The organism is Streptococcus sp. KHUD_017, from assembly GCF_054861245.1.
Genome location: NZ_CM142175.1, coordinates 744922 through 770459 on the forward strand (window position 1 = coordinate 744922; position 25538 = coordinate 770459).

Genomic DNA, 25538 nt, shown 5'->3' on the forward strand with positions numbered 1-25538 from the left:
GTAAAAGACTATGAACAGACAACAATTTATTATCATGGCCTTATTTACTGCTGCTGAGACTTATTTCTTTAATGAATCCATCATGGAGCAACGGTATATCGTGGCCTTGCTTTGGGCTATTTTGATCCTGAGAAATTTTCGCGTGAGCTATATCATGGGTAAAATTGTGAGCGCTATAGATGATCATTTTCAAGGGAAGAAGTAGCTCCTAGCTTCTAGACAAAATCAAAGCCTTTTAGGCTTTTTTTTGTTATACTATTAAAGTATATTTATTGACATTTTACTGTATTTTCTAAGACTTTAAAAAGTTGAATTTTAGTGGATACTGTAAAAAGGATTGAAAAGAAAGGAATTATTATGTCAGTATTAGAGATCAAAGATCTTCACGTTGAAATTGAAGGAAAAGAAATTTTAAAAGGAGTCAACCTGACTCTTAAAACAGGGGAAATTGCAGCTATCATGGGACCAAATGGTACCGGTAAGTCTACTCTTTCAGCTGCAATTATGGGAAACCCGAACTATGAAGTCACTAAAGGTGAAGTCTTGTTTGACGGTGTAAATATCCTTGAATTGGAAGTGGACGAGCGTGCTCGCATGGGACTTTTCCTTGCTATGCAATACCCATCAGAAATTCCAGGAATTACCAATGCTGAGTTTCTTCGTGCAGCTATGAATGCTGGTAAAGAAGATGATGAGAAGATTTCAGTTCGTGAATTTATCACTAAACTAGACGAAAAAATGGAATTGCTCAACATGAAAGAAGAAATGGCTGAGCGTTACCTTAACGAAGGATTCTCTGGTGGTGAGAAAAAACGTAATGAAATTCTACAACTCTTGATGTTGGAACCAACTTTTGCCCTTCTTGATGAGATTGACTCTGGTCTTGATATTGATGCTCTTAAAGTTGTATCTAAAGGTGTTAATGCTATGCGTGGCGAAGGCTTTGGTGCAATGATCATTACTCACTACCAACGTCTCTTGAACTATATCACTCCAGATGTAGTACACGTTATGATGGAAGGTCGTGTTGTTCTTTCTGGTGGTCCAGAATTGGCTGCACGCTTGGAGCGTGAAGGATACGCAAAACTAGCTGAAGAACTTGGCTATGACTACAAGGAAGAATTGTAATTCCCTCGTATCTTTTAGGAGAAGTAAATGACTAAAGAAACTATTAAACTTTTTTCAGAAATGCATGCTGAACCAAGCTGGTTGGCTGATCTCCGTCAAAAAGCTTTTGACAAGATTGAGAGCTTAGAATTACCAGTTATTGAGCGTGTCAAATTTCACCGTTGGAATCTGGGTGATGGAACTATTACAGAAAGTGAACCGTCAGCAAATGTACCTGACTTCACTGCTCTAGACAATCACTTGAAGTTGGTGCAAGTTGGAACTCAAACAGTTTTTGAGCAAATTCCAGTTGAGTTGGCTGAACAAGGAGTGGTCTTTACAGACTTCCACTCAGCTCTAGAAGAAATTCCAGAACTCGTAGAAGAATTTTTCATGTCATCAGTAAAATACGACAATGACAAGTTGGCTGCTTATCATACTGCTTACTTTAATAGTGGTGCTGTTCTCTATATTCCAGACAATGTCGAAATCACAGAACCAATCGAAGGAATTTTCTACCAAGACAGTGATAGTGATGTGCCATTTAACAAGCATATTCTGATCATTGCAGGTAAAAACTCTAAAATCAGCTACCTCGAACGTTTAGAATCACGCGGTGAGGGTAGTGCTAAGGCGACTGCTAATATCACTGTTGAAGTTATTGCACGTTCTGGTGCTCAAGTGAAATTTGCTGCAATTGATCGTCTTGGTGAGAATGTTACTGCCTACATTAGCCGCCGTGGTAAATTGGGCAACGATGCAAGTATTGACTGGGCCATCGGTGTCATGAACGAAGGAAATGTTGTCGCTGACTTTGATAGTGACTTGATTGGTAATGGTAGCCATGCAGACCTCAAGGTCGTAGCTCTTTCAAGTGGTCGTCAGGTGCAAGGGATTGATACTCGAGTAACTAACTATGGTTGCAACTCTATCGGTAATATCCTTCAACATGGGGTTATCCTTGAAAAAGCAACTTTGACTTTCAATGGTATTGGCCACATCATCAAGGGTGCTAAGGGAGCAGATGCCCAACAAGAAAGCCGTGTTCTCATGCTTTCAGACCAAGCACGTTCCGATGCCAACCCAATTCTTTTAATTGATGAAAATGATGTTACTGCAGGGCATGCAGCGTCTATCGGACAAGTGGATCCAGAAGATATGTACTACCTTATGAGCCGTGGATTGGACAAGGCAACTGCAGAACGTTTGGTTGTTCGTGGTTTCCTTGGATCCGTTATCGTTGAGATCCCTGTCAAGGAAGTTCGTGATGAAATGATTGCGACGATCGAAGAAAAATTGTCAAAACGCTAAGGGGAAGCCTATGTTAGATGCAGAAGCTATTCGCAAGGATTTTCCAATTTTAGATCAGATTGTCAATGACGAACCTCTGGTTTATTTGGATAATGCTGCGACGACACAAAAACCACTAGCTGTTCTGGAAGCCATTAACCGCTACTATGAACAGGATAATGCAAATGTTCACCGAGGGGTTCACACCTTGGCAGAGCGTGCGACAGCATCTTATGAAGCTGCTCGTGAAACCATTGGTAAGTTTATCAACGCAGGTTCGACAAAGGAAGTACTCTTCACTAGAGGAACTACGACTAGTCTCAACTGGGTGGCACGTTTCGCTGAGGAAATCTTGACTGAGGGAGACCAGGTCTTGATTTCAGTCATGGAACACCATTCCAATATTATTCCATGGCAGGAAGCTTGCCGAAAGACTGGGGCAGAGCTTGTTTATGTCTATCTCAAAGATGGAGCTCTGGATATGGGTGACTTGCGTACTAAATTGACTGACAAAGTTAAATTTGTTTCACTAGCTCACGCATCAAACGTTCTTGGAGTGATTAATCCTATCAAAGAAATCACACAAATGGCTCACCAAGTTGGAGCCATCATGGTGGTAGATGGTGCTCAATCTACGCCTCATATGAAGATTGATGTACAGGATTTGGATGTGGACTTCTTTGCCTTTTCAGGTCACAAGATGGCTGGTCCGACTGGTATTGGCGTCCTTTACGGTAAAGAAAAGTATCTGGAACAAATGTCTCCAGTAGAATTTGGCGGCGAGATGATTGATTTTGTTTACGAGCAATCTGCTAGTTGGAAGGAATTGCCTTGGAAATTCGAGGCAGGAACTCCCAATATGGCTGGTGCTATTGGACTTGCAGCTGCCGTGGATTATCTTGAAAAGATTGGCATGGATGCCATTGAAACCCATGAACAGGAATTGATTGCATACGTCTTTCCAAAATTGCAGGCAATTGAAGGTTTGACCATTTACGGTTCGCAAGATGTGGCACAACGTTCAGGTGTCGTTGCCTTTAACCTTGGCGATCTTCATCCTCATGACCTTGCAACTGCTCTGGATTATGAAGGAGTAGCAGTTCGTGCGGGTCACCATTGTGCGCAACCTTTGCTCCAGTATTTGGAAGTCCCTGCAACAGCTCGCGCTAGTTTTTATATCTACAACACCAAGGCAGATTGCGACAAGTTGGTAGATGCCCTACAAAAGACAAAGGAGTTTTTCAATGGCACTTTCTAAACTAGATAGCCTTTATATGGCAGTGGTAGCAGACCATTCGAAAAATCCTCATCATCAAGGAAAGTTAGAAGATGCTGAGCAAATCAGTCTCAACAATCCAACCTGTGGTGATGTCATCAATCTATCTGTCAAGTTTGATGCAGATGATCGTTTGGAAGATATCGCTTTTCTAAACTCTGGTTGTACGATTTCAACTGCCTCTGCTAGTATGATGACAGATGCAGTTTTAGGAAAGACCAAGCAAGAAATCCTAGAGCTTGCGACCATTTTTTCTGAAATGGTTCAAGGTCAAAAGGATGAGCGTCAAGACCAACTTGGAGATGCAGCTTTCTTGTCAGGAGTTGCCAAATTCCCTCAACGAATCAAATGCGCAACCCTAGCTTGGAACGCCCTTAAAAAAACAATTGAAGATCAAGAAAATAAATAAGACAAGCTTTCTTTGTCTTATAAATCATTAGAAATAAAGAATGAAAGAAAGGATATTATGGCTGAAGAAAGAGTAGAACCAAAACCAATTGACCTTGGTGAATATAAATTTGGTTTCCATGACGATGTAGAGCCTGTCCTATCGACAGGAAAAGGATTGAATGAAGATGTCATTCGTGAACTATCAGCAGCTAAGGGAGAACCTGAGTGGATGTTGGAATTCCGTTTGAAATCTTATGAAACCTTCAAAAAAATGCCCATGCAAACTTGGGGAGCAGACTTGTCAGAGATTGACTTTGACGACTTGATCTACTACCAAAAACCATCTGATAAACCAGCCCGTTCTTGGGATGACGTTCCTGAAAAAATCAAAGAAACCTTTGAACGAATCGGGATTCCTGAAGCTGAGCGTGCCTATCTAGCTGGAGCTTCTGCCCAGTATGAGTCAGAAGTGGTCTACCATAACATGAAGGAAGAATTTGAGAAGTTAGGAATTATCTTTACAGATACAGATTCTGCCCTCAAGGAATACCCAGACTTGTTTAAGCAATACTTTGCTAAGTTAGTACCGCCGACAGATAACAAGTTGGCTGCCCTCAACTCAGCAGTATGGTCTGGTGGAACCTTTATCTATGTACCAAAAGGTGTCAAGGTAGATATTCCGCTTCAAACCTATTTCCGTATCAATAACGAAAATACAGGTCAGTTTGAACGTACCTTAATCATCGTTGATGAGGGAGCAAGTGTCCACTACGTAGAAGGATGTACAGCGCCAACATATTCAAGCAACAGCTTGCATGCTGCTATTGTAGAAATATTTGCTTTGGACGGAGCTTATATGCGTTATACGACTATTCAAAACTGGTCTGATAACGTCTATAATTTGGTTACAAAACGTGCTAAAGCTTTGAAAGATGCGACTGTTGAGTGGATTGATGGAAACTTAGGTGCCAAAACAACTATGAAATATCCATCAGTTTACCTTGATGGAGAAGGAGCGCGTGGTACCATGCTTTCGATTGCCTTTGCTAATGCAGGGCAACACCAAGATACTGGTGCTAAGATGATCCACAATGCTCCACATACGAGCTCGTCTATTGTCTCTAAATCAATCGCTAAAGGTGGAGGTAAGGTAGACTACCGTGGACAAGTAACCTTTAATAAAAACTCTAAGAAATCTGTTTCTCACATCGAGTGTGACACCATTATCATGGATGACTTGTCAGCGTCAGATACCATTCCATTTAATGAAATCCACAACTCACAAGTTGCATTGGAGCACGAAGCCAAGGTTTCTAAGATTTCAGAAGAACAACTCTATTACCTTATGAGTCGTGGCTTGTCAGAGACCGAAGCAACTGAAATGATTGTCATGGGATTTGTAGAGCCATTTACAAAAGAACTTCCAATGGAGTATGCAGTTGAGCTTAACCGCTTGATTAGCTATGAAATGGAAGGATCGGTAGGATAAGGGAAAAAAGGAGAAGCAAATGGGATTCTTAAAAAAATTATTTGGTAATATCGAGAAAGCGAATAAAGGCGAAATTTCTGCCGAGGGAATTGTTCCACCTTTCACAATTGATTTAGTAGAAGAAGCTGATGATTATTGGAGACAAATGGAACAAAACCTCTTGATAAACGCTATCAAGGCTGTTGGTGGTCCCGATGCGGTAGAACGTGCTTTTATTCTTACCAATTTTAAGAAAAATCAAGAAACCTTTGAGCTCTTTTATCAGGTAGATGGTCATTTACTTTCTTGGCGAGAGATGGATGCAAGTGTTGTAGATAAAATCAGCGATCAACTTCTTCCACAAGCAACAGAAGTTGCCCAAGCAGTAAATGAGAATTATGAAGAGGCAAATGTACCGGTAATCGACTACGCTATGCTTCAGTTTGAAACTGCAACCATGGCTTGGTTTGGACGGAAGCTTACAACAGCTTCTCCTGAAACCAAATTGACTTTTGAAGAATTGGTATCTGGTTGGCGCGCTATTTTGGAAAAAGAAGTACCAAATCGTCCATTAGATAGTGACCGTCCTTTCCCATACTACGAAGTATAATAATTGTTGAATTTTAACTATAAATAAAAACTGAGCAAATATTACATTTGTTCAGTTTTTTTAGATATAATTTTATAAATATTCACAAAATACATTATCTGTGGTAAAATAAAACAATTATTGTTAGTGGAGATCAAGAATGAATATTTTTAGAACAAAAGACTTCAGTCCAAGTAAAACAGAAATGCATCGTCATTTGAAATTATGGGATTTAATTCTTTTAGGAATTGGTGCTATGGTGGGAACAGGTATCTTTACCATTACAGGAACAGCTGCAGCAACACTAGCAGGACCTGCTCTTGTGGTATCTATCGTGATTTCTGCGATCTGTGTTTCCTTATCGGCGCTCTTTTTTGCAGAATTTGCTTCTCGTGTTCCAGCAACTGGTGGGGCATATAGTTATTTATATGTGGTTTTGGGAGAATTTCCAGCTTGGATAGCTGGTTGGCTAACTATCATGGAATTTATGACAGCAGTCTCTGGTGTGGCTTCAGGTTGGGCTGCCTATTTTAAGGGTTTGCTTAGTCATTACGGAATTACCTTGCCACAAGCCTTGAATGGAACTTTTAATCCTGAGCATGGTACTTATATTGATTTTTTGCCAATTTTAGTAATTATGCTTGTTACAGCAGTCGTCCTCATGAATTCGAAAGCAGCTCTTCGTTTTAATTCTATTCTTGTTGTTTTAAAATTTTCTGCTCTTGCCTTATTTATCCTAGTTGGTATTTGGTACATTAAACCTGAAAATTGGTCAGATTTTGCACCATTTGGTTTTGGTCAGATTTATGGAGGAAGCACTGGAATTATGGCAGGTGCTTCACTCATGTTCTTTGGATTCTTAGGTTTTGAGTCCATTTCTATGGCAGTTGATGAAATTCAAAATCCACAAAAGAATATTCCACGTGGGATTGTTTTATCCTTAATCATTGTAACTATTCTATATGCCATGGTTACCTTGATATTGACAGGTATCGTTCACTATAGCAAGCTCAATGTTGATGATGCAGTGGCTTTTGCGCTGAGAAGTATCGGTATTGGTTGGGCAGCTAATTATGTTTCACTTGTTGCAATTTTTACCTTGATTACGGTATGTATTTCAATGACCTATGCCTTGTCACGAATGATTTATAGCTTGGCCCGCGATGGACTATTGCCTCAAAGCTTCAAACAAGTAACCAAGACTAGTCGCGTTCCAAAGAATGCAACCATTTTAACAGGTGGAGTTTCAGCGATTGCAGCGGGTGTCTTCCCTTTGGCAAGTATCGCAGCTTTTCTCAATATCTGTACCTTAGCCTATCTTATTCTCTTAGCCTATGGAATTATCAAATTGAGAAAAGATAAGGGTATGCCCAAAGAGGGAGAATTTAAAACGCCCTTGGTTCCTTTTCTACCAATCTTATCAATTCTGATTTGTCTGTCCTTTATGCTTCAATACAATCTTGAAACTTGGATAGCATTTGTATTAGCCTTAGTAGTAGGAGTTATTACTTACTTTACTTATGGCTATAAGCATTCGATTTTAGCTGAAAATGAATAAAGAAAAATCGCGAGTTATCGCGATTTTTTTATAATTTTTCATTGACGAATCGGATGAAGCGATTCCACCAAACTTTTAAGAAGAAGGCTTTCTCTACATTTTTATCAGAAATCATTTCAAAGGTTGGTTTGTCAGTGGTGATATAACCTTGACCAACTAAGTCCTTGTCATCATAGGTCAGATGTCCAACGACTGTACCTGCTTCAAGTGGTGCAGTATGCTCAGTACTATCAGGTGTGTAAGTAACAGATGACTGTGCTCGACTACCGAGACGCTGAACAATTTTTATATCTTCTTTAGCAACTGCTGTAACCGTATCTTGCTTTCCGTCATAAACTGGAGATTTGCTATCTTGGTAGCTTTCTCCTTGATTGACGATTGTTTGAAGAGCGAAATTAGATGAGATATAATCTAGAAGAGCTGAAGTTGCTGTGAAACGAGCGTAGGGATTGGTATCTTGGTTGTCAGCGTTAAGGACAACTGTAATGATTCGCATTCCTTTTTCTACAGTTGTTCCGACAAAAGAAGCTCCTGCTTTATCAGTTGTTCCAGTCTTAAGACCATCTATACCACCACGATAGGCAGGCATTCCATCTAACATATAGTTTGTAGAATGAATGGTCACCCCAGCGAAAGTAGAAGAAGGTTTCTTAGTGATTTCTAGAACCTGAGGATACTTGAGGATAAGATTACGTGCAACGACAGCCACATCATAGGCACTCATCTTGTTTTCGTCATCTTTCTTAGAACCAGGATAGATATTATTCCCAAGAGTTTCATTATTTAGACCAGTTGTATTGACTAGGGTCGCATCTTGGATTCCCCATTCAAGCAGTTTAGCCTTCATCATGTCAACAAAGTCTTTTTCGGATCCAGCAATCTTTTCTGATAAAGCGATAGCTGCACTATTGGCACTAGATACCAATGTTGCTTCAAGCAATTCTTCAACAGTATAGTTACGAGCTTCCATAGGAACGTTACTTGCTTCGGAGTTAGTCGTGAGCTGGTAAGGATAATCAGATATTTCTACCGGAGTGGAAAGAGTGATTTTACCTTGTTCTAGGGCCTCATATACCAAGTAAACAGTTAGCAACTTACTGATAGAGGCAATCTCTACAGGTTGAGTAGCATCTTTTTCATATAAAATCTTACCAGTATTAGCTTCAACAGCGATGGCGTGTTTTGCAGCAACATCAAAATCCTGAGCAAATACAGTTGTAGTCGAACCAAATGAAATAAGTGTTAGTATTGTTAAAAATATTTTCTTCATAGTAATTGTATTCTATCATAAAGACAAAAAATATTCTTGTTTTTATAATGTAGGTTATCAATCTTTTTCGAAATATGGTAAAATAGGAAAAAGAGGAGGTGGCTTATGTTTCGGAGAAATAAATTATTCTTCTGGACCACTGAGATATTATTAATAACCTTAATCTTCTACTTATGGAGAGAAATGGGTGCTATTATTACACCATTTGTAAGTGTCGTAAATACAATCATGATTCCCTTTTTATTAGGAGGATTTCTCTACTACTTAACAAATCCAATCGTTATCTTTTTAGAGAAAGAGTGTAAAATCAACCGAATTATTGGGATTTTGTTAACACTTTGTGCTCTCTTCGGGTCCATAGTGATAGCTGTCGTCTATCTCTTGCCGATTTTAATCAATCAGTTGAGTAGCTTGATTAATTCTAGCCAAGATATCTATTCTCGAATCCAAGATTTAGTGATAGAATTATCGAAATATCCTACTTTCCAAGAGCTAGATATTCAACAAACAATCCAACAATTAAATCTTTCTTATGTCGATATTTTACAAAATATCTTAAATAGTGTGACAAATAGTGTGGGAAGTGTCCTTTCAGCTTTGGTAAGCACTGTTTTAATTATCATTATGACACCGGTTTTCTTGATTTATTTCCTTTTAGATGGTCATAAATTCTTACCGATGCTAGAAAGAACTATTTTAAAGCGAGACAAACTCAATATATCTGGTTTAATAACAAACTTGAATGAGACTATTTCCCGTTACATAAGTGGAGTATCAATCGATGCATTTATTATCGGGTGTTTGGCTTTTATCGGTTATAGTGTAATTGGTTTAAAATATGCTTTAGTTTTTGCTATTTTCTCAGGTTTAGCAAATTTGATTCCTTATGTTGGACCGAGTATTGGACTAATTCCGATGATTATTTCAAATCTATTTACGGATCCTCAAAAGATGATTATAGCAGTTATCTATATGCTGATTATCCAACAAGTAGATGGGAATATCCTATACCCTCGTATTGTTGGTGGAGTCATGAAAGTTCATCCGATTACAATTCTCGTGCTATTATTGTTGTCAAGTAATATCTATGGTGTCGTAGGTATGATCGTTGCCGTTCCTACCTACTCAATTCTCAAAGAAATATCCAAATTCCTAGTCCGACTTTATGAAAAACATAAAGAAGTACAAGAAGTGGGAGAAAAATAAAGATTTTAAAAAGAAACGGATTCATCTGTTTCTTTTTTTATCAATAAATCGACAACTTATAGTAAGAATAAGAATAATTAATAAAAACTTTGTAAAAGACTTGCAATTTAGCTAAAATTTGATAAAATAGTAAGGAAAGTTAGACTGTATTGCCTACTGTCTATCTATAAAATATATTTTATTGGAGGCTTTTACTCAAATGGCAAAAGAAAAATACGATCGTAGTAAACCACACGTTAACATTGGTACTATCGGACACGTTGACCACGGTAAAACTACCCTAACTGCAGCTATCACAACTGTTTTGGCACGTCGCTTGCCTTCAGCAGTTAACCAACCTAAAGACTATGCGTCTATCGATGCTGCTCCAGAAGAACGCGAACGCGGTATCACTATCAACACTGCGCACGTTGAGTACGAAACTGAAAAACGTCACTACGCTCACATCGACGCTCCAGGACACGCGGACTACGTTAAAAACATGATCACTGGTGCCGCTCAAATGGACGGAGCTATCCTTGTAGTAGCTTCAACTGACGGACCAATGCCACAAACTCGTGAGCACATCCTTCTTTCACGTCAGGTTGGTGTTAAACACCTTATCGTCTTCATGAACAAGATCGACTTGGTTGACGACGAAGAATTGCTTGAATTGGTTGAAATGGAAATCCGTGACCTTCTTTCAGAATACGACTTCCCAGGTGACGATCTTCCAGTTATCCAAGGTTCAGCTCTTAAAGCTCTTGAAGGTGACTCTAAATACGAAGACATCATCATGGAATTGATGAACACTGTTGATGAGTACATTCCAGAACCAGAACGTGACACTGACAAACCATTGCTTCTTCCAGTCGAGGACGTATTCTCAATCACTGGACGTGGTACAGTTGCTTCAGGACGTATCGACCGTGGTACTGTTCGTGTCAACGACGAAATCGAAATCGTTGGTATCAAAGAAGAAACTTCAAAAGCAGTTGTTACTGGTGTTGAAATGTTCCGTAAACAACTTGACGAAGGTCTTGCAGGAGATAACGTAGGTGTCCTTCTTCGTGGTGTTCAACGTGACGAAATCGAACGTGGACAAGTTATCGCTAAACCAGGTTCAATCAACCCACACACTAAATTCAAAGGTGAAGTTTACATCCTTACTAAAGAAGAAGGTGGACGTCACACTCCATTCTTCAACAACTACCGCCCACAATTCTACTTCCGTACTACTGACGTTACAGGTTCAATCGAACTTCCAGCAGGTACTGAAATGGTAATGCCAGGTGATAACGTGACAATCGACGTTGAGTTGATCCACCCAATCGCCGTAGAACAAGGTACTACATTCTCTATCCGTGAGGGTGGACGTACTGTTGGTTCAGGTATGGTTACAGAAATCGAAGCTTAATTCGATTTAGTTCCCAGAAGAACAATTATTTAAGTCAGACATTAAAAGAATCTTGCTATGCAAGGTTCTTTTTTTCTAGTTATACAAAGACAAAATAAGAAAGTATGGTAGTTGATTAGGAATATAGAAACGTTATTAAATCATTATCTTATTTATTAACGAATGTATATCCTAGTTTTTCAGAATAAATTTTTATTAGGTTAAAAAGCTTTTCACAAATGCCTGTTTTTTTGATAGAATAGAAGGAAGAAAAAAAGAAATGAGTTCGTCATGTCAAAAGGATTTTTAGTCTCTTTAGAGGGGCCAGAGGGAGCTGGTAAAACGAGTGTGCTTGAAGCTATCCTCCCTTTGTTAGAAGAAAAGAATATTGAGTTTTTAACAACACGTGAGCCAGGTGGTGTTTTGATTGGTGAGAAGATTCGAGAAGTCATTTTAGATCCTAGTCATACTCAGATGGATCCAAAGACAGAGTTGCTTCTCTATATTGCAAGTCGTAGACAGCACCTAGTAGAGAAGGTCTTGCCAGCACTTTCAGCAGGAAAATTGGTCATCATGGATCGTTTTATTGATAGTTCAGTTGCTTATCAAGGCTTTGGTCGTGGTTTGGATATTGAAGCTATTGACTGGCTCAATCAATTTGCGACAGATGGTCTCAAGCCGGATTTGACACTTTATTTTGATATTGAAGTAGAAAAGGGGCTTGAAAGAATCGCGGCAAACAGCGATCGCGAAGTCAACCGTTTGGACTTGGAAGGTTTAGACCTACACAGAAAAGTTCGTCAAGGCTATCTTTCCCTTCTTGAGAAAGAAGGTGAGCGTATAGTTAAAATCGATGCGAGTTTACCACTAAGTCAAGTGGTTGAAAATACTAAACAAGTTTTATTTGACAGAATGGGGCTGACAGAATGAATCAAGAGCAATTAAGAGCTTGTCAACCCCAGCAATTTGACCGTTTTGTTCACATCTTAGAACAAAGACAGCTGAATCATGCCTATCTCTTTTCAGGGTATTTTGGAAGTTTAGAGATGGCCTTATTTCTTTCTAAGAGTTTGTTCTGTACAGAAAAACAAGGTGTCTTGCCTTGCGAGTCTTGCCGAAATTGTAAGTTGATTGATCAGGAAGAATTTCCTGATGTCACCATTATTCGTCCGATGAATCAAATCATTAAAACGGAACGAATCCGAGAATTAGTTGGCCAGTTTTCTCAATCAGGAATCGAAAATCAACGTCAGGTTTTTATCATTGAACAAGCAGAAAAAATGCATGCCAATGCCTCCAATTCACTACTAAAGGTCATTGAAGAACCGCAAAGTGAGATTTATATTTTCTTCTTAACCAATGATCAAGAGCAGATGTTACCAACTATTCGAAGCCGGACTCAAATTTTCCAATTTAAGAAGCAAGTCGAAAGCCTTAGGAATCAACTTGAACAAGCAGGATTGGTCAAAAATAAAGCAAGGCTTTTAGCTGAGTTCACTCAATCGCAAGCAGAAGCCGAAAAACTGACAAATCAAACAAGTTTTTGGACTCTACTTGAAGAAAGTGAGCGATTCTATACTTGGTTAGATGCTGGGAAAAAGGAATCTTATTTACAGGTCGCAAAATTAGCTAGTTTAGCAGATGACAAAGAAAAACAAGACCAAGTCTTTAGAATTCTAGAAGTATTAGCAGGTCAAGAGATTCAAAAAAATGCAGCACGTACAATCTTGCAAAACCTTCTCGAAGCCAGAAAAATGTGGAAAGCAAATGTGTCTTTCCAAAATTCTTTGGAATACCTAGTTTTACAATAAAATGAACATGAAAACAGAAAAAGAAAGGGCTGTTCATGAACAAGAAAGAATTATTTGATGCCTTAGATGATTTTTCTCAACAGTTGTTGGCAACCTTGGCAGATGTCGAAGCCATCAAAAAGAATCTCAAGAGTGTTGTAGAAGAGAATACAGCTCTTCGTTTAGAAAACGATAAACTGAGAGAGCGCTTGAGTGAGGAAGAAGAAACAGCTCCAACTAAGACCAAGCATGTTAGAGAAAACGTGAGCCGAATCTATGATGACGGTTTTCATGTGTGTCGCGATTTTTACGGCCAACGTCGTGAACAAGATGCAGAATGTATGTTTTGTGATGAATTGTTGTTTAGGGAGTAAGCATGCAGATTCAAAAAAGTTTTAAAGGTCAGTCACCTTATGGTAAGTTATATCTTGTTGCAACTCCGATTGGGAATCTAGAAGATATGACCTTTCGTGCTATTCAGACTTTGAAAGAAGTGGACTGGATTGCTGCCGAGGATACTCGTAATACTGGTCTATTGCTGAAGCATTTCGATATTTCAACCAAACAAATCAGTTTTCATGAGCATAATGCCAAGGAAAAGATTCCAGATTTGATTGGTTTCTTGAAAACAGGACAAAGTATTGCTCAAGTTTCTGATGCGGGTTTACCAAGTATTTCAGACCCCGGTCATGATTTAGTCAAGGCTGCAATTGAAGAAGATATAGCAGTTGTCACAGTTCCAGGTGCTAGCGCAGGAATTTCTGCCTTGATTGCCAGTGGTTTAGCTCCACAACCCCATATTTTTTATGGATTCTTACCTCGAAAATCGGGACAACAAAAGCAATTTTTCGAATCAAAAAAAGATTATCCTGAGACCCAGATTTTCTATGAATCTCCACATCGTGTGGCTGATACTCTAGAAAATATGCTAGAGGTCTACGCTGATCGTTCAGTTGTCTTAGTTCGAGAATTGACTAAGATTTATGAAGAATACCAACGGGGGAAAATCACTGAGTTGCTTGAAAGTATCTCTGAAACTCCACTTAAGGGGGAGTGTCTTCTGATTGTAGAAGGTGCTAGTCAACAAGTAGAAGATAAGGATGAAGAGGATTTATTCTCAGAAATACAAGAGCGCATCCAACAAGGTGTTAAGAAAAATCAAGCCATTAAGGAAGTCGCTAAAATTTATCAGTGGAACAAAAGCCAGCTCTATGCATCTTATCATGAATGGGAAGAGAATCAATCGGATGACTAAACAGGGAAGTTTGCCTTCTTCCCGAAATAGAAATAACAATCATAAGTATTTTACTACGAATGCTTAATTGGAGGGGTAATGAAAAGCAAAGTGTTGAAGAAAGTAATTGGTTTACTGTTTCCTATTCTCGCATTATTTATTTTGTCAGCATGTAACAAAGTTGATCGTGATTTAGCTAAAACAGCTATTTCAAACATCCGTTCCGTAGTAGAAGCTGCAGGGTTAGAAGCAGAAGGATACTCGACAGCTGATACCTTTGGTTATCAGGGATCTCCAATTTACATTAAAGGAACGGAACAATTTGTTGATGTCTATGTGGATTTTGAAAAAGACTATGTTGAGAAGACTCCAGTCCTTAGATACAATACGCGACTTAAAGAAGTTGAAAAGAAAATTTTCTTTGGTTTTTCCAAGAAAACAGTCTATCGTTTAGAAATGGAGTATGTTTCTAATGATGATAACTATGACCGACTTAAGGAAGCTTACAATAGGATACTTCAAAGTGATAGTTTGACTTCTACATATTTAAAGGATAATCAGCTTAAGAAGCTTTATATTAAAAACTCAGTTGAATTGAAATCTTTTGACTCCTATTATTCTATAGTTCCAAAAGAAGAATACAGTGGTAACCCTAATACTCGTCTTAAAGAGCAAGAAAAAAGAGAGGCAATTTTGAAGACGGATGTAGAAGAACTAACTCCCTTAATCGAGGACTTAGACCCAAGTAGAGTCAACAGTCTAGATGAAGATGTGCTTGTTCGCAATCGAGATCTACTTTTAAAAAGGGTTGCTGATAATCGTTCGACCTTTAGTATTTATATAAAAACTGATATTGAACAGGTACGAAAACAAAATCTACAATTAGCTAATGAGGATATTGACAATTGGACTGATTCTGATTTTCAATATTTACTTGCTCAAATAGTTGAAATTGAAAACTTGCCTAGAAATACAGAAGTAGGCTTTAGCATAACTTACAAAGACAAAAGTAATCGGTATGCTTTTAAATCTTTCAGTTTCAATAAAGAATAATTTTTGAAAGACATTCAGGAATTCTCCTGTCTGTCTTTTTACTTAGCTTTTTGGTATAATGAACCAAGTAATAATTTAGAAAGATTTGTGGGTGTCAAACAGTCCAGTAGCTTGTTTTGATATGAACTTAGGTTCCACCCAAAGAGGTATTAGTGTCATGTCTCAATCTTATATCAATGTTATCGGTGCTGGTTTAGCAGGTTCGGAAGCAGCTTACCAAATCGCAGAGCGTGGTATTCCAGTTAAACTTTATGAAATGCGTGGTGTCAAATCAACACCTCAGCATAAAACAGATAATTTTGCAGAATTAGTGTGTTCCAACTCATTACGAGGGGATGCTCTTACAAATGCTGTCGGGCTCCTCAAGGAAGAAATGCGTCGTCTTGGTTCTGTGATTTTAGAATCAGCAGAAGCAACCCGTGTTCCTGCAGGTGGAGCGCTAGCGGTTGACCGTGACGGTTTTTCTCAAATGGTTACTGAAAAAATTGCCAATCATCCTTTAATTGAAGTGGTTCGTGATGAAATTACAGAATTGCCGACAGATGTTATTACGGTTGTCGCTACTGGTCCCTTGACTAGCGATGCCCTGGCTGAGAAAATTCATGCCCTTAATGACGGCGATGGCTTTTATTTCTACGACGCGGCAGCGCCTATTATCGACGTCAACACCATCGATATGAGCAAGGTCTATCTCAAGTCTAGGTATGACAAGGGAGAAGCTGCCTACCTCAATGCTCCGATGACCAAGCAAGAGTTTATGGATTTCCATGAAGCCTTGGTCAATGCAGAAGAAGCACCCCTTAATTCTTTTGAAAAGGAAAAGTACTTTGAAGGGTGTATGCCAATTGAAGTTATGGCTAAACGTGGCATTAAAACTATGCTCTATGGCCCTATGAAACCAGTTGGTCTAGAATATCCGGATGACTACAAGGGACCTCGTGATGGTGACTTTAAAACTCCTTATGCAGTCGTTCAGCTTCGTCAGGACAATGCGGCTGGAAGTCTTTATAACATCGTTGGTTTCCAAACTCACCTCAAATGGGGAGAGCAGAAGCGTGTCTTCCAAATGATTCCAGGTCTTGAAAATGCTGAGTTTGTCCGTTATGGTGTCATGCATCGTAATTCCTATATGGATTCGCCAAATCTTCTTGAACAGACATACCGTTCTAAGAAACAGCCAAATCTTTTCTTTGCTGGTCAGATGACTGGTGTAGAGGGTTACGTTGAGTCGGCTGCTTCAGGATTGGTTGCTGGAATCAATGCTGCTCGTCTTTTTAAAGGAGAAAGCGAGGCTATTTTCCCAGAGACTACAGCTATCGGTAGTTTAGCTCATTACATCACACATGCTGATAGCAAGCATTTCCAACCCATGAATGTCAACTTCGGGATTATCAAAGAGTTAGAAGGTGAGCGTATTCGTGATAAAAAGGCTCGTTATGAGAAAATTGCAGAACGTGCCTTGTCTGATTTAGAGGAATTTTTATCTGTCTAATTTTTTTGAAAGAATTGTTCATGATACTATAAAAATCCTTGAAATTGTGATAAAATAGGTAGGATGAAAAAAGGAGAGAGAAAATGGTAGAACCTAAGTATAAACGTATCTTAATCAAGCTATCTGGTGAAGCCCTTGCTGGCGAACGTGGTGTCGGTATTGATATCAAAACCGTCCAAAGTATGGCCCAAGAAATCAAGGAAGTTCACGAGCTAGGAATTGAAATCGCTTTGGTTATCGGTGGTGGAAACCTTTGGCGTGGAGAACCTGCAGCAGAAGCTGGTATGGATCGCGTTCAAGCGGATTACACTGGAATGCTTGGGACAGTCATGAATGCTCTGGTGATGGCAGATTCATTGCAACAAGCCGGTGTTGATACTCGTGTACAAACAGCTATTGCCATGCAACAAGTAGCAGAGCCTTATATTCGTGGACGTGCCCTTCGCCACCTTGAAAAAGGACGTATCGTTATCTTTGGCGCGGGAATTGGTTCACCTTACTTCTCTACAGATACAACAGCGGCTCTTCGTGCAGCTGAGATTGAGGCGGACGCTATTTTGATGGCTAAGAATGGTGTAGACGGTGTCTACAATGCGGATCCTAAGAAAGATAAAACGGCTGTTAAATTTGAAGAATTGACTCACCGTGATGTTATTAATAAAGGTCTCCGTATCATGGACTCAACAGCTTCAACTCTATCTATGGATAACGATATTGACTTGGTAGTCTTTAATATGAACCAACCTGGCAATATCAAACGTGTTGTATTTGGTGAAAATATCGGAACAACTGTTTCAAACAATATCGAAGAAAAGGAATAAGAAAAATTATGGCTAACGCAATTGTAGAAAAAGCTAAAGAGAGAATGACTCAATCTCACCACTCACTTGCTCGTGAATTTGGTGGTATCCGTGCAGGTCGTGCAAATGCTAGCTTGCTTGACCGTATTACTGTTGAATACTATGGTGTCGAAACACCTCTTAACCAAATCGCTTCTATCACAATTCCTGAAGCGCGTGTCTTGTTGGTAACACCATTTGATAAATCTTCATTGAAGGATATCGAGCGTGCTTTGAACGCTTCAGATCTTGGTATTACACCAGCTAACGATGGTTCTGTTATTCGCTTGGTAATCCCAGCTCTTACAGAAGAAACTCGTCGCGACCTCGCTAAAGAAGTGAAAAAAGTTGGTGAAAATGCTAAAGTAGCGATCCGTAATATCCGTCGTGATGCTATGGATGAAGCTAAAAAACAAGAAAAAGCTAAAGAAATCACTGAAGATGAATTGAAGACTCTTGAAAAAGATATTCAAAAAGCGACAGACGATGCTGTTAAACACATCGACGACATGACTGCCAATAAAGAAAAAGAAATCTTGGAAGTCTAAGAAATAAACAGAAAAACTCAGTTGGCATTGCTGGCTGAGTTTTATTCGAAAGAAGGAAACATGAATACAAATCTTGCAAGTTTTATCGTTGGACTCATCATCGATGAAAATGACCGTTTTTACTTTGTCCAAAAGGATGGTCAAACATACGCTCTTGCCAAGGAAGAAGGTCAGAATACAGTTGGTGATACGGTCAAAGGTTTCGCCTACACAGATATGAAGCAAAAACTTCGCTTGACTACCCTAGAAGTGACTGCGACTCAGGATCAATTTGGTTGGGGAACTGTAACAGAAGTGCGTAAGGATTTGGGTGTTTTTGTTGATACAGGGCTTCCTGACAAGGAAATCGTTGTGTCACTTGATATCCTACCTGAACTAAAAGAGCTCTGGCCTAAGAAGGACGATAAACTTTATATTCGTCTAGAAGTAGACAAGAAAGATCGTATCTGGGGAGTTTTGGCTTATCAGGAAGACTTCCAACGTTTGGCACGTCCAGCATACAACAACATGCAAAATCAGAACTGGCCTGCAATCGTTTATCGTCTTAAGTTATCAGGAACTTTTGTCTATCTACCAGAAAACAACATGCTTGGATTTATCCATCCAAGTGAGCGCTATGCAGAACCTCGTTTGGGGCAAGTGTTAGATGTGCGTGTCATTGGTTTCCGTGAAGTTGACCGAACGCTGAATCTATCGCTAAAACCTCGCTCTTTTGAGATGTTAGAAAATGATGCACAAATGATTCTGACTTACTTGGAAAGTAATGGTGGATTTATGACCTTAAATGATAAATCTTCACCAGATGACATCAAGGCTACCTTTGGTATTTCTAAAGGTCAGTTTAAAAAAGCGCTTGGTGGTTTAATGAAAGCTGGAAAGATTAAACAAGACCAGTTTGGTACTGAGTTAATTTAGGGAGGCTTATGCGAAAATCATTTTATACTTGGCTTATGACAGAGCGTAATCCTAAAAGTAATAGTCCCAAAGCAATTTTAGCGGATCTTGCCTTTGAGGAGTCAGCCTTCCCAAAACATACGGATGATTTCGATCAGGTGAGTCGATTTTTAGAAGAACATGCTAGTTTTTCCTTTAATATGGGAGACTTCGATCGTATCTGGCAAGAATATTTAGAACATTAAAGATACCATAGGTGTTAGGGATAGCAATTTCTAATTGCCTTTGCTATAATAAAAAGAAATTAAAGAGTTAGAGAGGTTCTTTATTTGAAGGAACATTCAATAGACATTCAGTTAAGTCATCCAGATGACCTGTTTCATCTTTTTGGTTCCAATGAACGCCATCTTCGCTTGATGGAGGATGAGTTAGATGTTATCATCCATGCTCGTACAGAGATTGTACAAGTCTTGGGAGAGGAGTCTTCTTGTGAAGAAGCACGGCAAGTAATTCAAGCCTTGATGGTCTTGGTCAATCGTGGCATGACAGTAGGAACTCCGGATGTGGTGACAGCCATCAATATGGTTAGAAACAATGAAATCGATAAGTTTGTTGCCCTCTATGAAGAAGAGATTATCAAAGACAATACTGGTAAGCCGATACGTGTAAAGACACTGGGTCAAAAACTTTATGTAGATAGTGTTAAGAACCATGATGTGACCTTTGGAATTGGTCCAGCGGGTACAGGAAAAACTTTCCTAGCAGTGACATTGGCTGTTACAGCCCTCAAACGTGGTCAAGTCAAGCGTATTATCCTGACTCGTCCAGCAGTAGAAGCTGGGGAAAGCTTAGGATTTCTACCAGGAGATTTGAAAGAAAAAGTGGATCCTTATCTTCGACCAGTCTATGATGCTTTATATCAGATCTTAGGGAAGGACCAAACAACTCGTCTCATGGAGCGAGAAATTATTGAGATTGCGCCTTTGGCCTATATGCGTGGACGTACCTTGGATGATGCCTTTGTTATTTTGGATGAAGCCCAAAATACAACCATCATGCAGATGAAGATGTTCTTGACACGTCTTGGATTCAATTCTAAAATGATTGTCAATGGGGATATTAGCCAGATTGACCTACCGCGTAATGTTAAGTCAGGTTTGATTGATGCCCAGGAAAAACTTAAGAACATTTACCAGATCGACTTTGTACACTTCTCAGCCAAGGATGTGGTTCGCCATCCAGTCGTTGCTCAGATTATCAGAGCCTATGAACCTCGAACTGTCAAAGCTGAAGAAAATCAAGAAGAAACAGAATAAAGAAAAAGAGCAGTTGAAAAACTGCTCTTAATTTTTTTTGAATTTCTTATTAGACAAGTTCACTGATAGGTGTGAAGTCACGTTCTAAACCTTCAGCAACTGGTTGGCTGGTGAGTTGACCTTGGTAAGTTGTTACACCTTCAAGCAAGCCTGCGTCTTCAAGGATTGCTTTCTTAAATCCTTTTCCTGCCAAGGCTTCGATATATGGAAGAGTCACATTTGTAAGGGCGATAGTAGAAGTACGAGCAACTGCTCCAGGAATGTTAGCAACCGCATAGTGAAGGACACCGTGTTTTTCATAGACAGGCTCATCATGGGTTGTAACACGGTCAGCTGTTGCAATAACACCACCTTGGTCTACAGCAACGTCTACGATAACAGAACCAGGACGCATTTGTTGAACCATGTCATCTGTCACTAATTTTGGAGCTTTGGCACCAGGAATCAATACTGCACCGATAACAACGTCTGCTTCACGCACACTTGCTTCGATATTAAATGGGTTAGACATGAGTGTTTGGATTTGGTGACCAAAGACATCTTCAAGTTCAGAGAGACGTTTAGCGCTGATATCAAGAATAGTTACTTGAGCTCCTAAACCAAGAGCGATACGTGCTGCGTGTGTACCAACGACACCACCACCGATAATGGTTACTTTTCCTTTTGGTACACCTGGGACACCACCTAAAAGAACTCCAGAACCACCAGCTTGTTTCGTCAAGAAGTGAGCTCCGATTTGGACAGCCATACGACCTGCAACCTCACTCATTGGAACCAATAGAGGAAGTTGGCCTTCAGTATTGCGTACAGTTTCATAAGCAACACCAGTTGTTTTCGCTGCAAGCATAGCATCCGCTAATTCTGGGGCTGCTGCCATGTGCAAGTAGGTGAAGAGAAGTAAATCGTCACGCAAGAACTGGTACTCACTAGCAAGGGGTTCCTTGACTTTAACAACTAACTCTGCAGACCAGGCTTCAGCAGCAGTTGTGACAATCTCAGCTCCTTGCTTTTCATAGTCAGCATCAGCAAAACCAGATCCAAGTCCCGCATTTGTTTCGATGAGGACACGGTGACCACGACCAACAAGACTCTGTACACCAGCAGGTGTCAAAGCAACACGATTTTCATTATTTTTAATTTCCTTTGGAATTCCAATTAACATAGAGATTAGCTCCTTATTTAACATCTAGGTTCTTATACAAAATCATCACAGGAAGAACCCAGTCATTTCTTGTGATGTTCTTATTTTATATGAAACCGCTATAAATTGCAAGAAAAACTTGTAAACCTATTTCTTTTATGTTAATCTTTTAGCAACCTATTTTAGGAGGTACAATCATGGAATCACTATTTATCAAACTAGCGAAGCATCAAATTATCGAAACAGAACGCTTAGTACTTAGACCAGTAACACTTGATGATGCAGAAGCCATGTTTGAATATGCTTCAGACAAGGAAAATACACGCTACACTTTTCCAACCAATCAAAGTCTGGAGGAAACCAAGAATAATATTGCCCAGTTTTATTTAGCCAATCCATTGGGCCGATGGGGAATTGAACTAAAAAGTACTGGAGAGTTTATCGGAACTATTGACCTGCACAAGTTGGATGCTGTTCTTAAGAAGGCAACCATTGGTTATATTATCAATCAAAAATATTGGAATCAAGGTTTGACAACTGAAGCCAATCGAACTGTAATTGAACTGGCTTTTGAAAAGATAGGAATGAATAAGTTAGATGCCTTTCATGATAAGGATAATCCCGCATCAGGAAAGGTCATGGAGAAATCAGGAATGCGTTTCTCTCACGAAGAACCATATGCTAGAATGGATAAAAATGAACCTGGAAGATTCGTAACAGATGTCCATTATGTCTTAATCAAGGAAGAATATTTTGCAAATAAGTAAGCAGTTGAAAAGATTTTTCAGCTGTTTTTTTCTTTCTCTTACGAATAAGCTAAGAGAGGAGAAAATATGGAAGAATTTATTGAGAAAATCAAAGAATATAAAATCATTGTTATCTGTGCTAGTTTGGGCTTGGTCTTAGGCGGATTTTTCCTCCTAAAGCCAGTCGCTCAAACACCGGCTAAGGAAAGTAATTTGCAAACAGAAGTTACAACTGTTTCAAAGGATTCAGCAAGCGAAAAAGAGGAGAAGAGCCAGAAATCGGAAACAGAAGAAGCGGAGGAGAAAGATCTGATTACTGTCGATGTCAAAGGTGCCGTCAAATCACCTGGAATCTATGATTTGCCAGTTGGAAGTCGGATCAATGATGCTGTTCAAAAAGCGGGTGGACTTACAGAAAATGCTGACAGTAAGTCTATCAATCTCGCCCAGAGAATTAGTGACGAAGCACTTGTTTATGTTCCGACTAAGGAAGAAACTACTAGCCAAGAGACTCATTCAAATACTTCCAACACCAAAGAAAACAAGAAAGTCAATCTCAATAAAGCCAGTTTAGAGGAGCTAAAACAGGTTAAGGGCTTGGGAGGAAAACGTGCTCAGGACATCATCGATCACCGCGAAACCAATGGTAAGTTCAAGTCTGTTGATGACCTCAAGAAAGTGTCGGGGATTGGTGCTAAGACAGTAGAAAAGTTAAAAGAATATGTCACAGTGGATTAGTCGCATACCCATCCCCAAGATCTATCTTAGTTTTCTACTATTATGGCTCTACTATGCAATATTTTCAGCAAGTGTGTTGGCGCTTTTGGGTTTTGTCTTTTTACTATTCTGTCTTTTTTTCCAATTCCCATGGAGGACTGTGACCAAGGTCCTCTTGATTTGTGGACTGTTTGCTAGCTGGTTTTTATTTCAAAAATGGCAGCAAGAAGCAGCTAGTCGTAACCTTGTCGCCTCGATTAATACAGTGCGAATATTACCTGATACCATCAAGGTGAATGGTGACAGTCTATCCTTTCGTGGAAAGGCTGATGGTAGGCTCTATCAAGTCTATTATAAACTCCAGTCAGAAGCTGAAAAGGAAAAATTTCAAGACTTATCTGACTTGCACGAAATGGTCGTAAAAGGGAAATTAGCTAGTCCTCAAGGGGCAAGTAATTTTGCGGGATTTGATTATCGAAACTATCTCAAAACTCAGGGAATTTATCAGACCTTGACCATATCTGAAATTGTCGAATCAAGGAAAATATCTAGTTGGGATATAGGGGAAAATCTATCAAGCTTGCGAAGAAAAACAGTTGTTTGGATAAAAAGGAATTTTCCTGCTCCTATGAATAACTATATGACTGGGCTTTTATTGGGACATTTAGATACAGACTTTGAGGAAATGAATGAACTCTACTCAAGTTTAGGAATTATTCATCTTTTTGCTTTGTCAGGAATGCAGGTTGGTTTTTTCATGGATGCTTTTAAGAAGTTACTGTTGCGTTTGGGCTTGACTCAAGAAATGTTCAAATGGATAGCCTATCCATTTTCCTTAGTTTATGCAGGTTTGACAGGGTTCTCTGCTTCTGTTATTAGAAGCCTCTTACAAAAACTCTTGGCTCAACATGGTTTCAAGTCACTCGATAATTTTGCTCTAACAGTCCTGGTCTTGTTCATAGTGATGCCGAATTTCTTCTTAACTGCTGGTGGAGTGCTCTCCTGTGCCTATGCCTTTATCCTGACCATGACTGGCGAAGAAGTAGAAGGAATAAAAGGTCTAGTTAGAGAGAGTTTCATTATTTCCCTAGGTATTTTGCCGATTTTGTCCTTTTACTTTTCTGAATTTCAACCGTGGTCTATCCTATTGACCTTTGCTTTTTCATTCTTATTTGATATGGTCTTTTTGCCACTCTTATCGATTCTCTTTTGTCTGTCATGTATCTATCCTATTACCCAGTTCAACTTTCTCTTTGAATGGCTAGAAAGCATCATTCGCTATGTTTCTCAGCTATCTACTAGGCCCTTAGTTTTTGGCCAACCGAGTCTTTGGGTTCTGGTATTTCTGTTAATGTCTTTGGCTCTAGTCTATGACTATCGTAAAAATTTGAAAAAAATACCAATCATTGTCCTATTTGTCCTAGCCCTCTTTTTAGGAACCAAACACCCACTGGAAAATGAGATCACGGTCTTAGATATGGAGCAGGGACAAAGCATTTTCCTAAGAGACATGACAGGAAAGACCATTCTACTGGATGTCGGGGAAAAGTCTGAAGTTGAAAAGAAAGAAGCCTGGCAGGAGAAAGTCACTACGAGTAATGCTAAGCGTAGTTTAATTCCTTATCTAAAAAGTAGAGGAGTCGCAAAGATTGATCAGCTTGTGCTAACGAACAGTGAAACTAAGCAATTAGACCATGTGTTAGAAATCAGTAAAACCTTCGTGATAGGAGAAATTCTAGTAACTGAAGAAACTCTGTCTCAAAGAGATTTTATTGATAAGTTAAAAGAAAGTAACTTGAATGTACGACCTCTTAAAACTGGAGATAGCTTATTTGTTTTTGGGAGTCATTTGGAAGTAATCATAACTCAAAACAAGGATAGTAAAGCCTCAATAGCAATGTATGGAAAACTACTAAATCAAACTTTTCTAGTCACTGGAAATATAGAGGAGAAGTTCTTAAACAAGTCTTATCCAAAAATCCAAGCAGATGTAGTGCTAACTCATCAGCAAGCATCGAAGAAAACGACAGATGTCGAAGTCTTCGAAATCTTTCAGCCTAAAATCACTGTCATTTCTGTAGACAAGAAGAAAAAATTTAAAGTAATTAACCAAGATAAAGAAGTTGAGAATGCAATCTACAAAACGGATAAAAAAGGAGCCATTCGTTTCAAAGGCTGGAGCTCTTGGAAAATAGAAACAGTTCGATGAATTTGAACTTTAGAAGAAAATTAAAATTGT

General features: G+C 39.2%; 26 protein-coding genes. 24 read left to right on the plus strand and 2 right to left on the minus strand.

Going from position 1 to position 25538, the window contains the following annotated elements:
- The first annotated feature begins 10 nt into the window (after positions 1–10).
- The 8 genes from ACVAMZ_RS03650 (at position 11) to ACVAMZ_RS03685 (ending at position 7678) form a co-directional block, all read left to right on the plus strand.
- Positions 11–205: a DUF3272 family protein gene (locus ACVAMZ_RS03650; protein ID WP_004253242.1), complete on the plus strand. Its 195-nt coding sequence runs from the start codon at positions 11–13 to the stop codon at positions 203–205.
- A 152-nt stretch (positions 206–357) separates the two neighbouring features.
- On the plus strand, positions 358–1128 hold the full coding sequence (gene sufC, locus ACVAMZ_RS03655) for a Fe-S cluster assembly ATPase SufC (RefSeq protein WP_000114489.1): 771 nt from the start codon (positions 358–360) through the stop codon (positions 1126–1128).
- Between the two features lie 27 nt (positions 1129–1155).
- Entirely contained in the window at positions 1156–2418 is a 1263-nt protein-coding gene (gene sufD, locus ACVAMZ_RS03660) for a Fe-S cluster assembly protein SufD (RefSeq protein ID WP_461685069.1), read from the plus strand.
- A gap of 10 nt (positions 2419–2428) precedes the next feature.
- Positions 2429–3655 (plus strand): cysteine desulfurase, encoded by a 1227-nt coding sequence (locus tag ACVAMZ_RS03665; RefSeq protein WP_414277687.1) that lies wholly within the window; start codon positions 2429–2431, stop codon positions 3653–3655.
- Positions 3642–4082 (plus strand): Fe-S cluster assembly sulfur transfer protein SufU, encoded by a 441-nt coding sequence (gene sufU / locus ACVAMZ_RS03670; RefSeq protein WP_049503779.1) that lies wholly within the window; start codon positions 3642–3644, stop codon positions 4080–4082. The genes ACVAMZ_RS03665 and sufU overlap by 14 nt, the downstream gene beginning before the upstream one ends.
- A gap of 57 nt (positions 4083–4139) precedes the next feature.
- Positions 4140–5552: a Fe-S cluster assembly protein SufB gene (gene sufB / locus ACVAMZ_RS03675; protein ID WP_004253255.1), complete on the plus strand. Its 1413-nt coding sequence runs from the start codon at positions 4140–4142 to the stop codon at positions 5550–5552.
- A gap of 19 nt (positions 5553–5571) precedes the next feature.
- A complete protein-coding gene (locus tag ACVAMZ_RS03680; protein ID WP_074324184.1) occupies positions 5572–6141 on the plus strand; it encodes a hypothetical protein in 570 nt (189 codons plus the stop codon).
- Positions 6142–6280: 139 nt separating this feature from the next.
- The gene (locus ACVAMZ_RS03685) at positions 6281–7678 is read left to right on the plus strand and encodes an APC family permease (protein ID WP_074324183.1); all 1398 of its coding nucleotides are present in this window, start codon (positions 6281–6283) and stop codon (positions 7676–7678) included.
- Between the two features lie 28 nt (positions 7679–7706).
- Here ACVAMZ_RS03685 and pbp3 read toward each other — a convergent pair whose 3' ends face one another.
- Entirely contained in the window at positions 7707–8948 is a 1242-nt protein-coding gene (pbp3, locus tag ACVAMZ_RS03690) for a D-alanyl-D-alanine carboxypeptidase PBP3 (RefSeq protein WP_461685070.1), read from the minus strand.
- A gap of 105 nt (positions 8949–9053) precedes the next feature.
- On the opposite strand from pbp3, the gene ACVAMZ_RS03695 reads away from it, so the two are divergent.
- From ACVAMZ_RS03695 to ACVAMZ_RS03755, 13 genes are all read left to right on the plus strand, one after another.
- The gene (locus ACVAMZ_RS03695; RefSeq protein WP_461685071.1) at positions 9054–10154 is read left to right on the plus strand and encodes an AI-2E family transporter; all 1101 of its coding nucleotides are present in this window, start codon (positions 9054–9056) and stop codon (positions 10152–10154) included.
- A 199-nt stretch (positions 10155–10353) separates the two neighbouring features.
- Positions 10354–11550 carry an elongation factor Tu gene (gene tuf, locus ACVAMZ_RS03700; RefSeq protein WP_004253262.1) on the plus strand — a complete coding sequence of 399 codons (1197 nt, stop codon included), beginning with the start codon at positions 10354–10356 and terminating at the stop codon, positions 11548–11550.
- 270 nt (positions 11551–11820) lie between these two features.
- Positions 11821–12459, plus strand: coding sequence for a dTMP kinase (tmk, locus tag ACVAMZ_RS03705; protein WP_461685072.1), 639 nt, complete (start codon positions 11821–11823; stop codon positions 12457–12459).
- Positions 12456–13340: a DNA polymerase III subunit delta' gene (locus ACVAMZ_RS03710; protein ID WP_461685073.1), complete on the plus strand. Its 885-nt coding sequence runs from the start codon at positions 12456–12458 to the stop codon at positions 13338–13340. Before tmk ends, ACVAMZ_RS03710 begins: the two co-directional genes overlap by 4 nt.
- 35 nt (positions 13341–13375) lie before the next feature.
- Positions 13376–13693: a DNA replication initiation control protein YabA gene (gene yabA, locus ACVAMZ_RS03715; protein WP_004253267.1), complete on the plus strand. Its 318-nt coding sequence runs from the start codon at positions 13376–13378 to the stop codon at positions 13691–13693.
- A gap of 2 nt (positions 13694–13695) precedes the next feature.
- Complete coding sequence (rsmI, locus tag ACVAMZ_RS03720; protein ID WP_461685074.1) at positions 13696–14574, plus strand: 16S rRNA (cytidine(1402)-2'-O)-methyltransferase; 879 nt, start codon at positions 13696–13698, stop codon at positions 14572–14574.
- 78 nt (positions 14575–14652) lie between these two features.
- Positions 14653–15606, plus strand: coding sequence for a hypothetical protein (locus ACVAMZ_RS03725; RefSeq protein ID WP_461685075.1), 954 nt, complete (start codon positions 14653–14655; stop codon positions 15604–15606).
- A 157-nt stretch (positions 15607–15763) separates the two neighbouring features.
- Positions 15764–17098 (plus strand): methylenetetrahydrofolate--tRNA-(uracil(54)-C(5))-methyltransferase (FADH(2)-oxidizing) TrmFO, encoded by a 1335-nt coding sequence (trmFO, locus tag ACVAMZ_RS03730; protein WP_461685076.1) that lies wholly within the window; start codon positions 15764–15766, stop codon positions 17096–17098.
- An 83-nt stretch (positions 17099–17181) separates the two neighbouring features.
- A complete protein-coding gene (gene pyrH / locus ACVAMZ_RS03735) occupies positions 17182–17919 on the plus strand; it encodes a UMP kinase (RefSeq protein WP_004253279.1) in 738 nt (245 codons plus the stop codon).
- Between the two features lie 8 nt (positions 17920–17927).
- Complete coding sequence (gene frr, locus ACVAMZ_RS03740) at positions 17928–18485, plus strand: ribosome recycling factor (protein ID WP_006152642.1); 558 nt, start codon at positions 17928–17930, stop codon at positions 18483–18485.
- Positions 18486–18545: 60 nt separating this feature from the next.
- Entirely contained in the window at positions 18546–19400 is an 855-nt protein-coding gene (gene cvfB / locus ACVAMZ_RS03745) for an RNA-binding virulence regulatory protein CvfB (RefSeq protein WP_461685077.1), read from the plus strand.
- Positions 19401–19408: 8 nt separating this feature from the next.
- Entirely contained in the window at positions 19409–19624 is a 216-nt protein-coding gene (locus ACVAMZ_RS03750; protein ID WP_001232087.1) for a YozE family protein, read from the plus strand.
- Positions 19625–19708: 84 nt separating this feature from the next.
- Positions 19709–20695 carry a PhoH family protein gene (locus ACVAMZ_RS03755; RefSeq protein ID WP_461685078.1) on the plus strand — a complete coding sequence of 329 codons (987 nt, stop codon included), beginning with the start codon at positions 19709–19711 and terminating at the stop codon, positions 20693–20695.
- Between the two features lie 49 nt (positions 20696–20744).
- On the opposite strand, the gene ald is transcribed toward ACVAMZ_RS03755, so the two are convergent.
- Complete coding sequence (gene ald / locus ACVAMZ_RS03760) at positions 20745–21857, minus strand: alanine dehydrogenase (RefSeq protein ID WP_461685079.1); 1113 nt, start codon at positions 21855–21857, stop codon at positions 20745–20747.
- Between the two features lie 176 nt (positions 21858–22033).
- Between ald and ACVAMZ_RS03765 the strand changes: the two genes are divergently transcribed.
- The 3 genes from ACVAMZ_RS03765 (at position 22034) to ACVAMZ_RS03775 (ending at position 25508) form a co-directional block, all read left to right on the plus strand.
- Positions 22034–22603: a GNAT family N-acetyltransferase gene (locus ACVAMZ_RS03765; protein WP_461685080.1), complete on the plus strand. Its 570-nt coding sequence runs from the start codon at positions 22034–22036 to the stop codon at positions 22601–22603.
- A 66-nt stretch (positions 22604–22669) separates the two neighbouring features.
- Complete coding sequence (locus ACVAMZ_RS03770) at positions 22670–23320, plus strand: helix-hairpin-helix domain-containing protein (RefSeq protein ID WP_461685081.1); 651 nt, start codon at positions 22670–22672, stop codon at positions 23318–23320.
- A complete protein-coding gene (locus tag ACVAMZ_RS03775; protein ID WP_461685082.1) occupies positions 23304–25508 on the plus strand; it encodes a ComEC/Rec2 family competence protein in 2205 nt (734 codons plus the stop codon). The genes ACVAMZ_RS03770 and ACVAMZ_RS03775 overlap by 17 nt, the downstream gene beginning before the upstream one ends.
- The last annotated feature ends 30 nt before the right edge of the window (positions 25509–25538 follow it).

Bases quoted from the DNA above. Each gene is read 5' to 3' on its own strand.
- ald (WP_461685079.1), bottom strand. From the start codon at position 21,857: ATGTTAATTGGAATTCCAAAGGAAATTAAAAATAATGAAAATCGTGTT.
- trmFO (WP_461685076.1), top strand. From the start codon at position 15,764: ATGTCTCAATCTTATATCAATGTTATCGGTGCTGGTTTAGCAGGTTCG.
- yabA (WP_004253267.1), top strand. From the start codon at position 13,376: ATGAACAAGAAAGAATTATTTGATGCCTTAGATGATTTTTCTCAACAG.
- ACVAMZ_RS03665 (WP_414277687.1), top strand. From the start codon at position 2,429: ATGTTAGATGCAGAAGCTATTCGCAAGGATTTTCCAATTTTAGATCAG.
- tmk (WP_461685072.1), top strand. From the start codon at position 11,821: ATGTCAAAAGGATTTTTAGTCTCTTTAGAGGGGCCAGAGGGAGCTGGT.
- ACVAMZ_RS03725 (WP_461685075.1), top strand. From the start codon at position 14,653: ATGAAAAGCAAAGTGTTGAAGAAAGTAATTGGTTTACTGTTTCCTATT.
- pyrH (WP_004253279.1), top strand. From the start codon at position 17,182: ATGGTAGAACCTAAGTATAAACGTATCTTAATCAAGCTATCTGGTGAA.
- ACVAMZ_RS03650 (WP_004253242.1), top strand. From the start codon at position 11: ATGAACAGACAACAATTTATTATCATGGCCTTATTTACTGCTGCTGAG.
- ACVAMZ_RS03775 (WP_461685082.1), top strand. From the start codon at position 23,304: ATGTCACAGTGGATTAGTCGCATACCCATCCCCAAGATCTATCTTAGT.
- sufC (WP_000114489.1), top strand. From the start codon at position 358: ATGTCAGTATTAGAGATCAAAGATCTTCACGTTGAAATTGAAGGAAAA.
- ACVAMZ_RS03710 (WP_461685073.1), top strand. From the start codon at position 12,456: ATGAATCAAGAGCAATTAAGAGCTTGTCAACCCCAGCAATTTGACCGT.
- sufU (WP_049503779.1), top strand. From the start codon at position 3,642: ATGGCACTTTCTAAACTAGATAGCCTTTATATGGCAGTGGTAGCAGAC.
- pbp3 (WP_461685070.1), bottom strand. From the start codon at position 8,948: ATGAAGAAAATATTTTTAACAATACTAACACTTATTTCATTTGGTTCG.
- ACVAMZ_RS03685 (WP_074324183.1), top strand. From the start codon at position 6,281: ATGAATATTTTTAGAACAAAAGACTTCAGTCCAAGTAAAACAGAAATG.
- ACVAMZ_RS03680 (WP_074324184.1), top strand. From the start codon at position 5,572: ATGGGATTCTTAAAAAAATTATTTGGTAATATCGAGAAAGCGAATAAA.
- ACVAMZ_RS03765 (WP_461685080.1), top strand. From the start codon at position 22,034: ATGGAATCACTATTTATCAAACTAGCGAAGCATCAAATTATCGAAACA.
- frr (WP_006152642.1), top strand. From the start codon at position 17,928: ATGGCTAACGCAATTGTAGAAAAAGCTAAAGAGAGAATGACTCAATCT.
- ACVAMZ_RS03770 (WP_461685081.1), top strand. From the start codon at position 22,670: ATGGAAGAATTTATTGAGAAAATCAAAGAATATAAAATCATTGTTATC.
- sufD (WP_461685069.1), top strand. From the start codon at position 1,156: ATGACTAAAGAAACTATTAAACTTTTTTCAGAAATGCATGCTGAACCA.
- rsmI (WP_461685074.1), top strand. From the start codon at position 13,696: ATGCAGATTCAAAAAAGTTTTAAAGGTCAGTCACCTTATGGTAAGTTA.
- sufB (WP_004253255.1), top strand. From the start codon at position 4,140: ATGGCTGAAGAAAGAGTAGAACCAAAACCAATTGACCTTGGTGAATAT.
- tuf (WP_004253262.1), top strand. From the start codon at position 10,354: ATGGCAAAAGAAAAATACGATCGTAGTAAACCACACGTTAACATTGGT.
- ACVAMZ_RS03750 (WP_001232087.1), top strand. From the start codon at position 19,409: ATGCGAAAATCATTTTATACTTGGCTTATGACAGAGCGTAATCCTAAA.
- ACVAMZ_RS03695 (WP_461685071.1), top strand. From the start codon at position 9,054: ATGTTTCGGAGAAATAAATTATTCTTCTGGACCACTGAGATATTATTA.
- cvfB (WP_461685077.1), top strand. From the start codon at position 18,546: ATGAATACAAATCTTGCAAGTTTTATCGTTGGACTCATCATCGATGAA.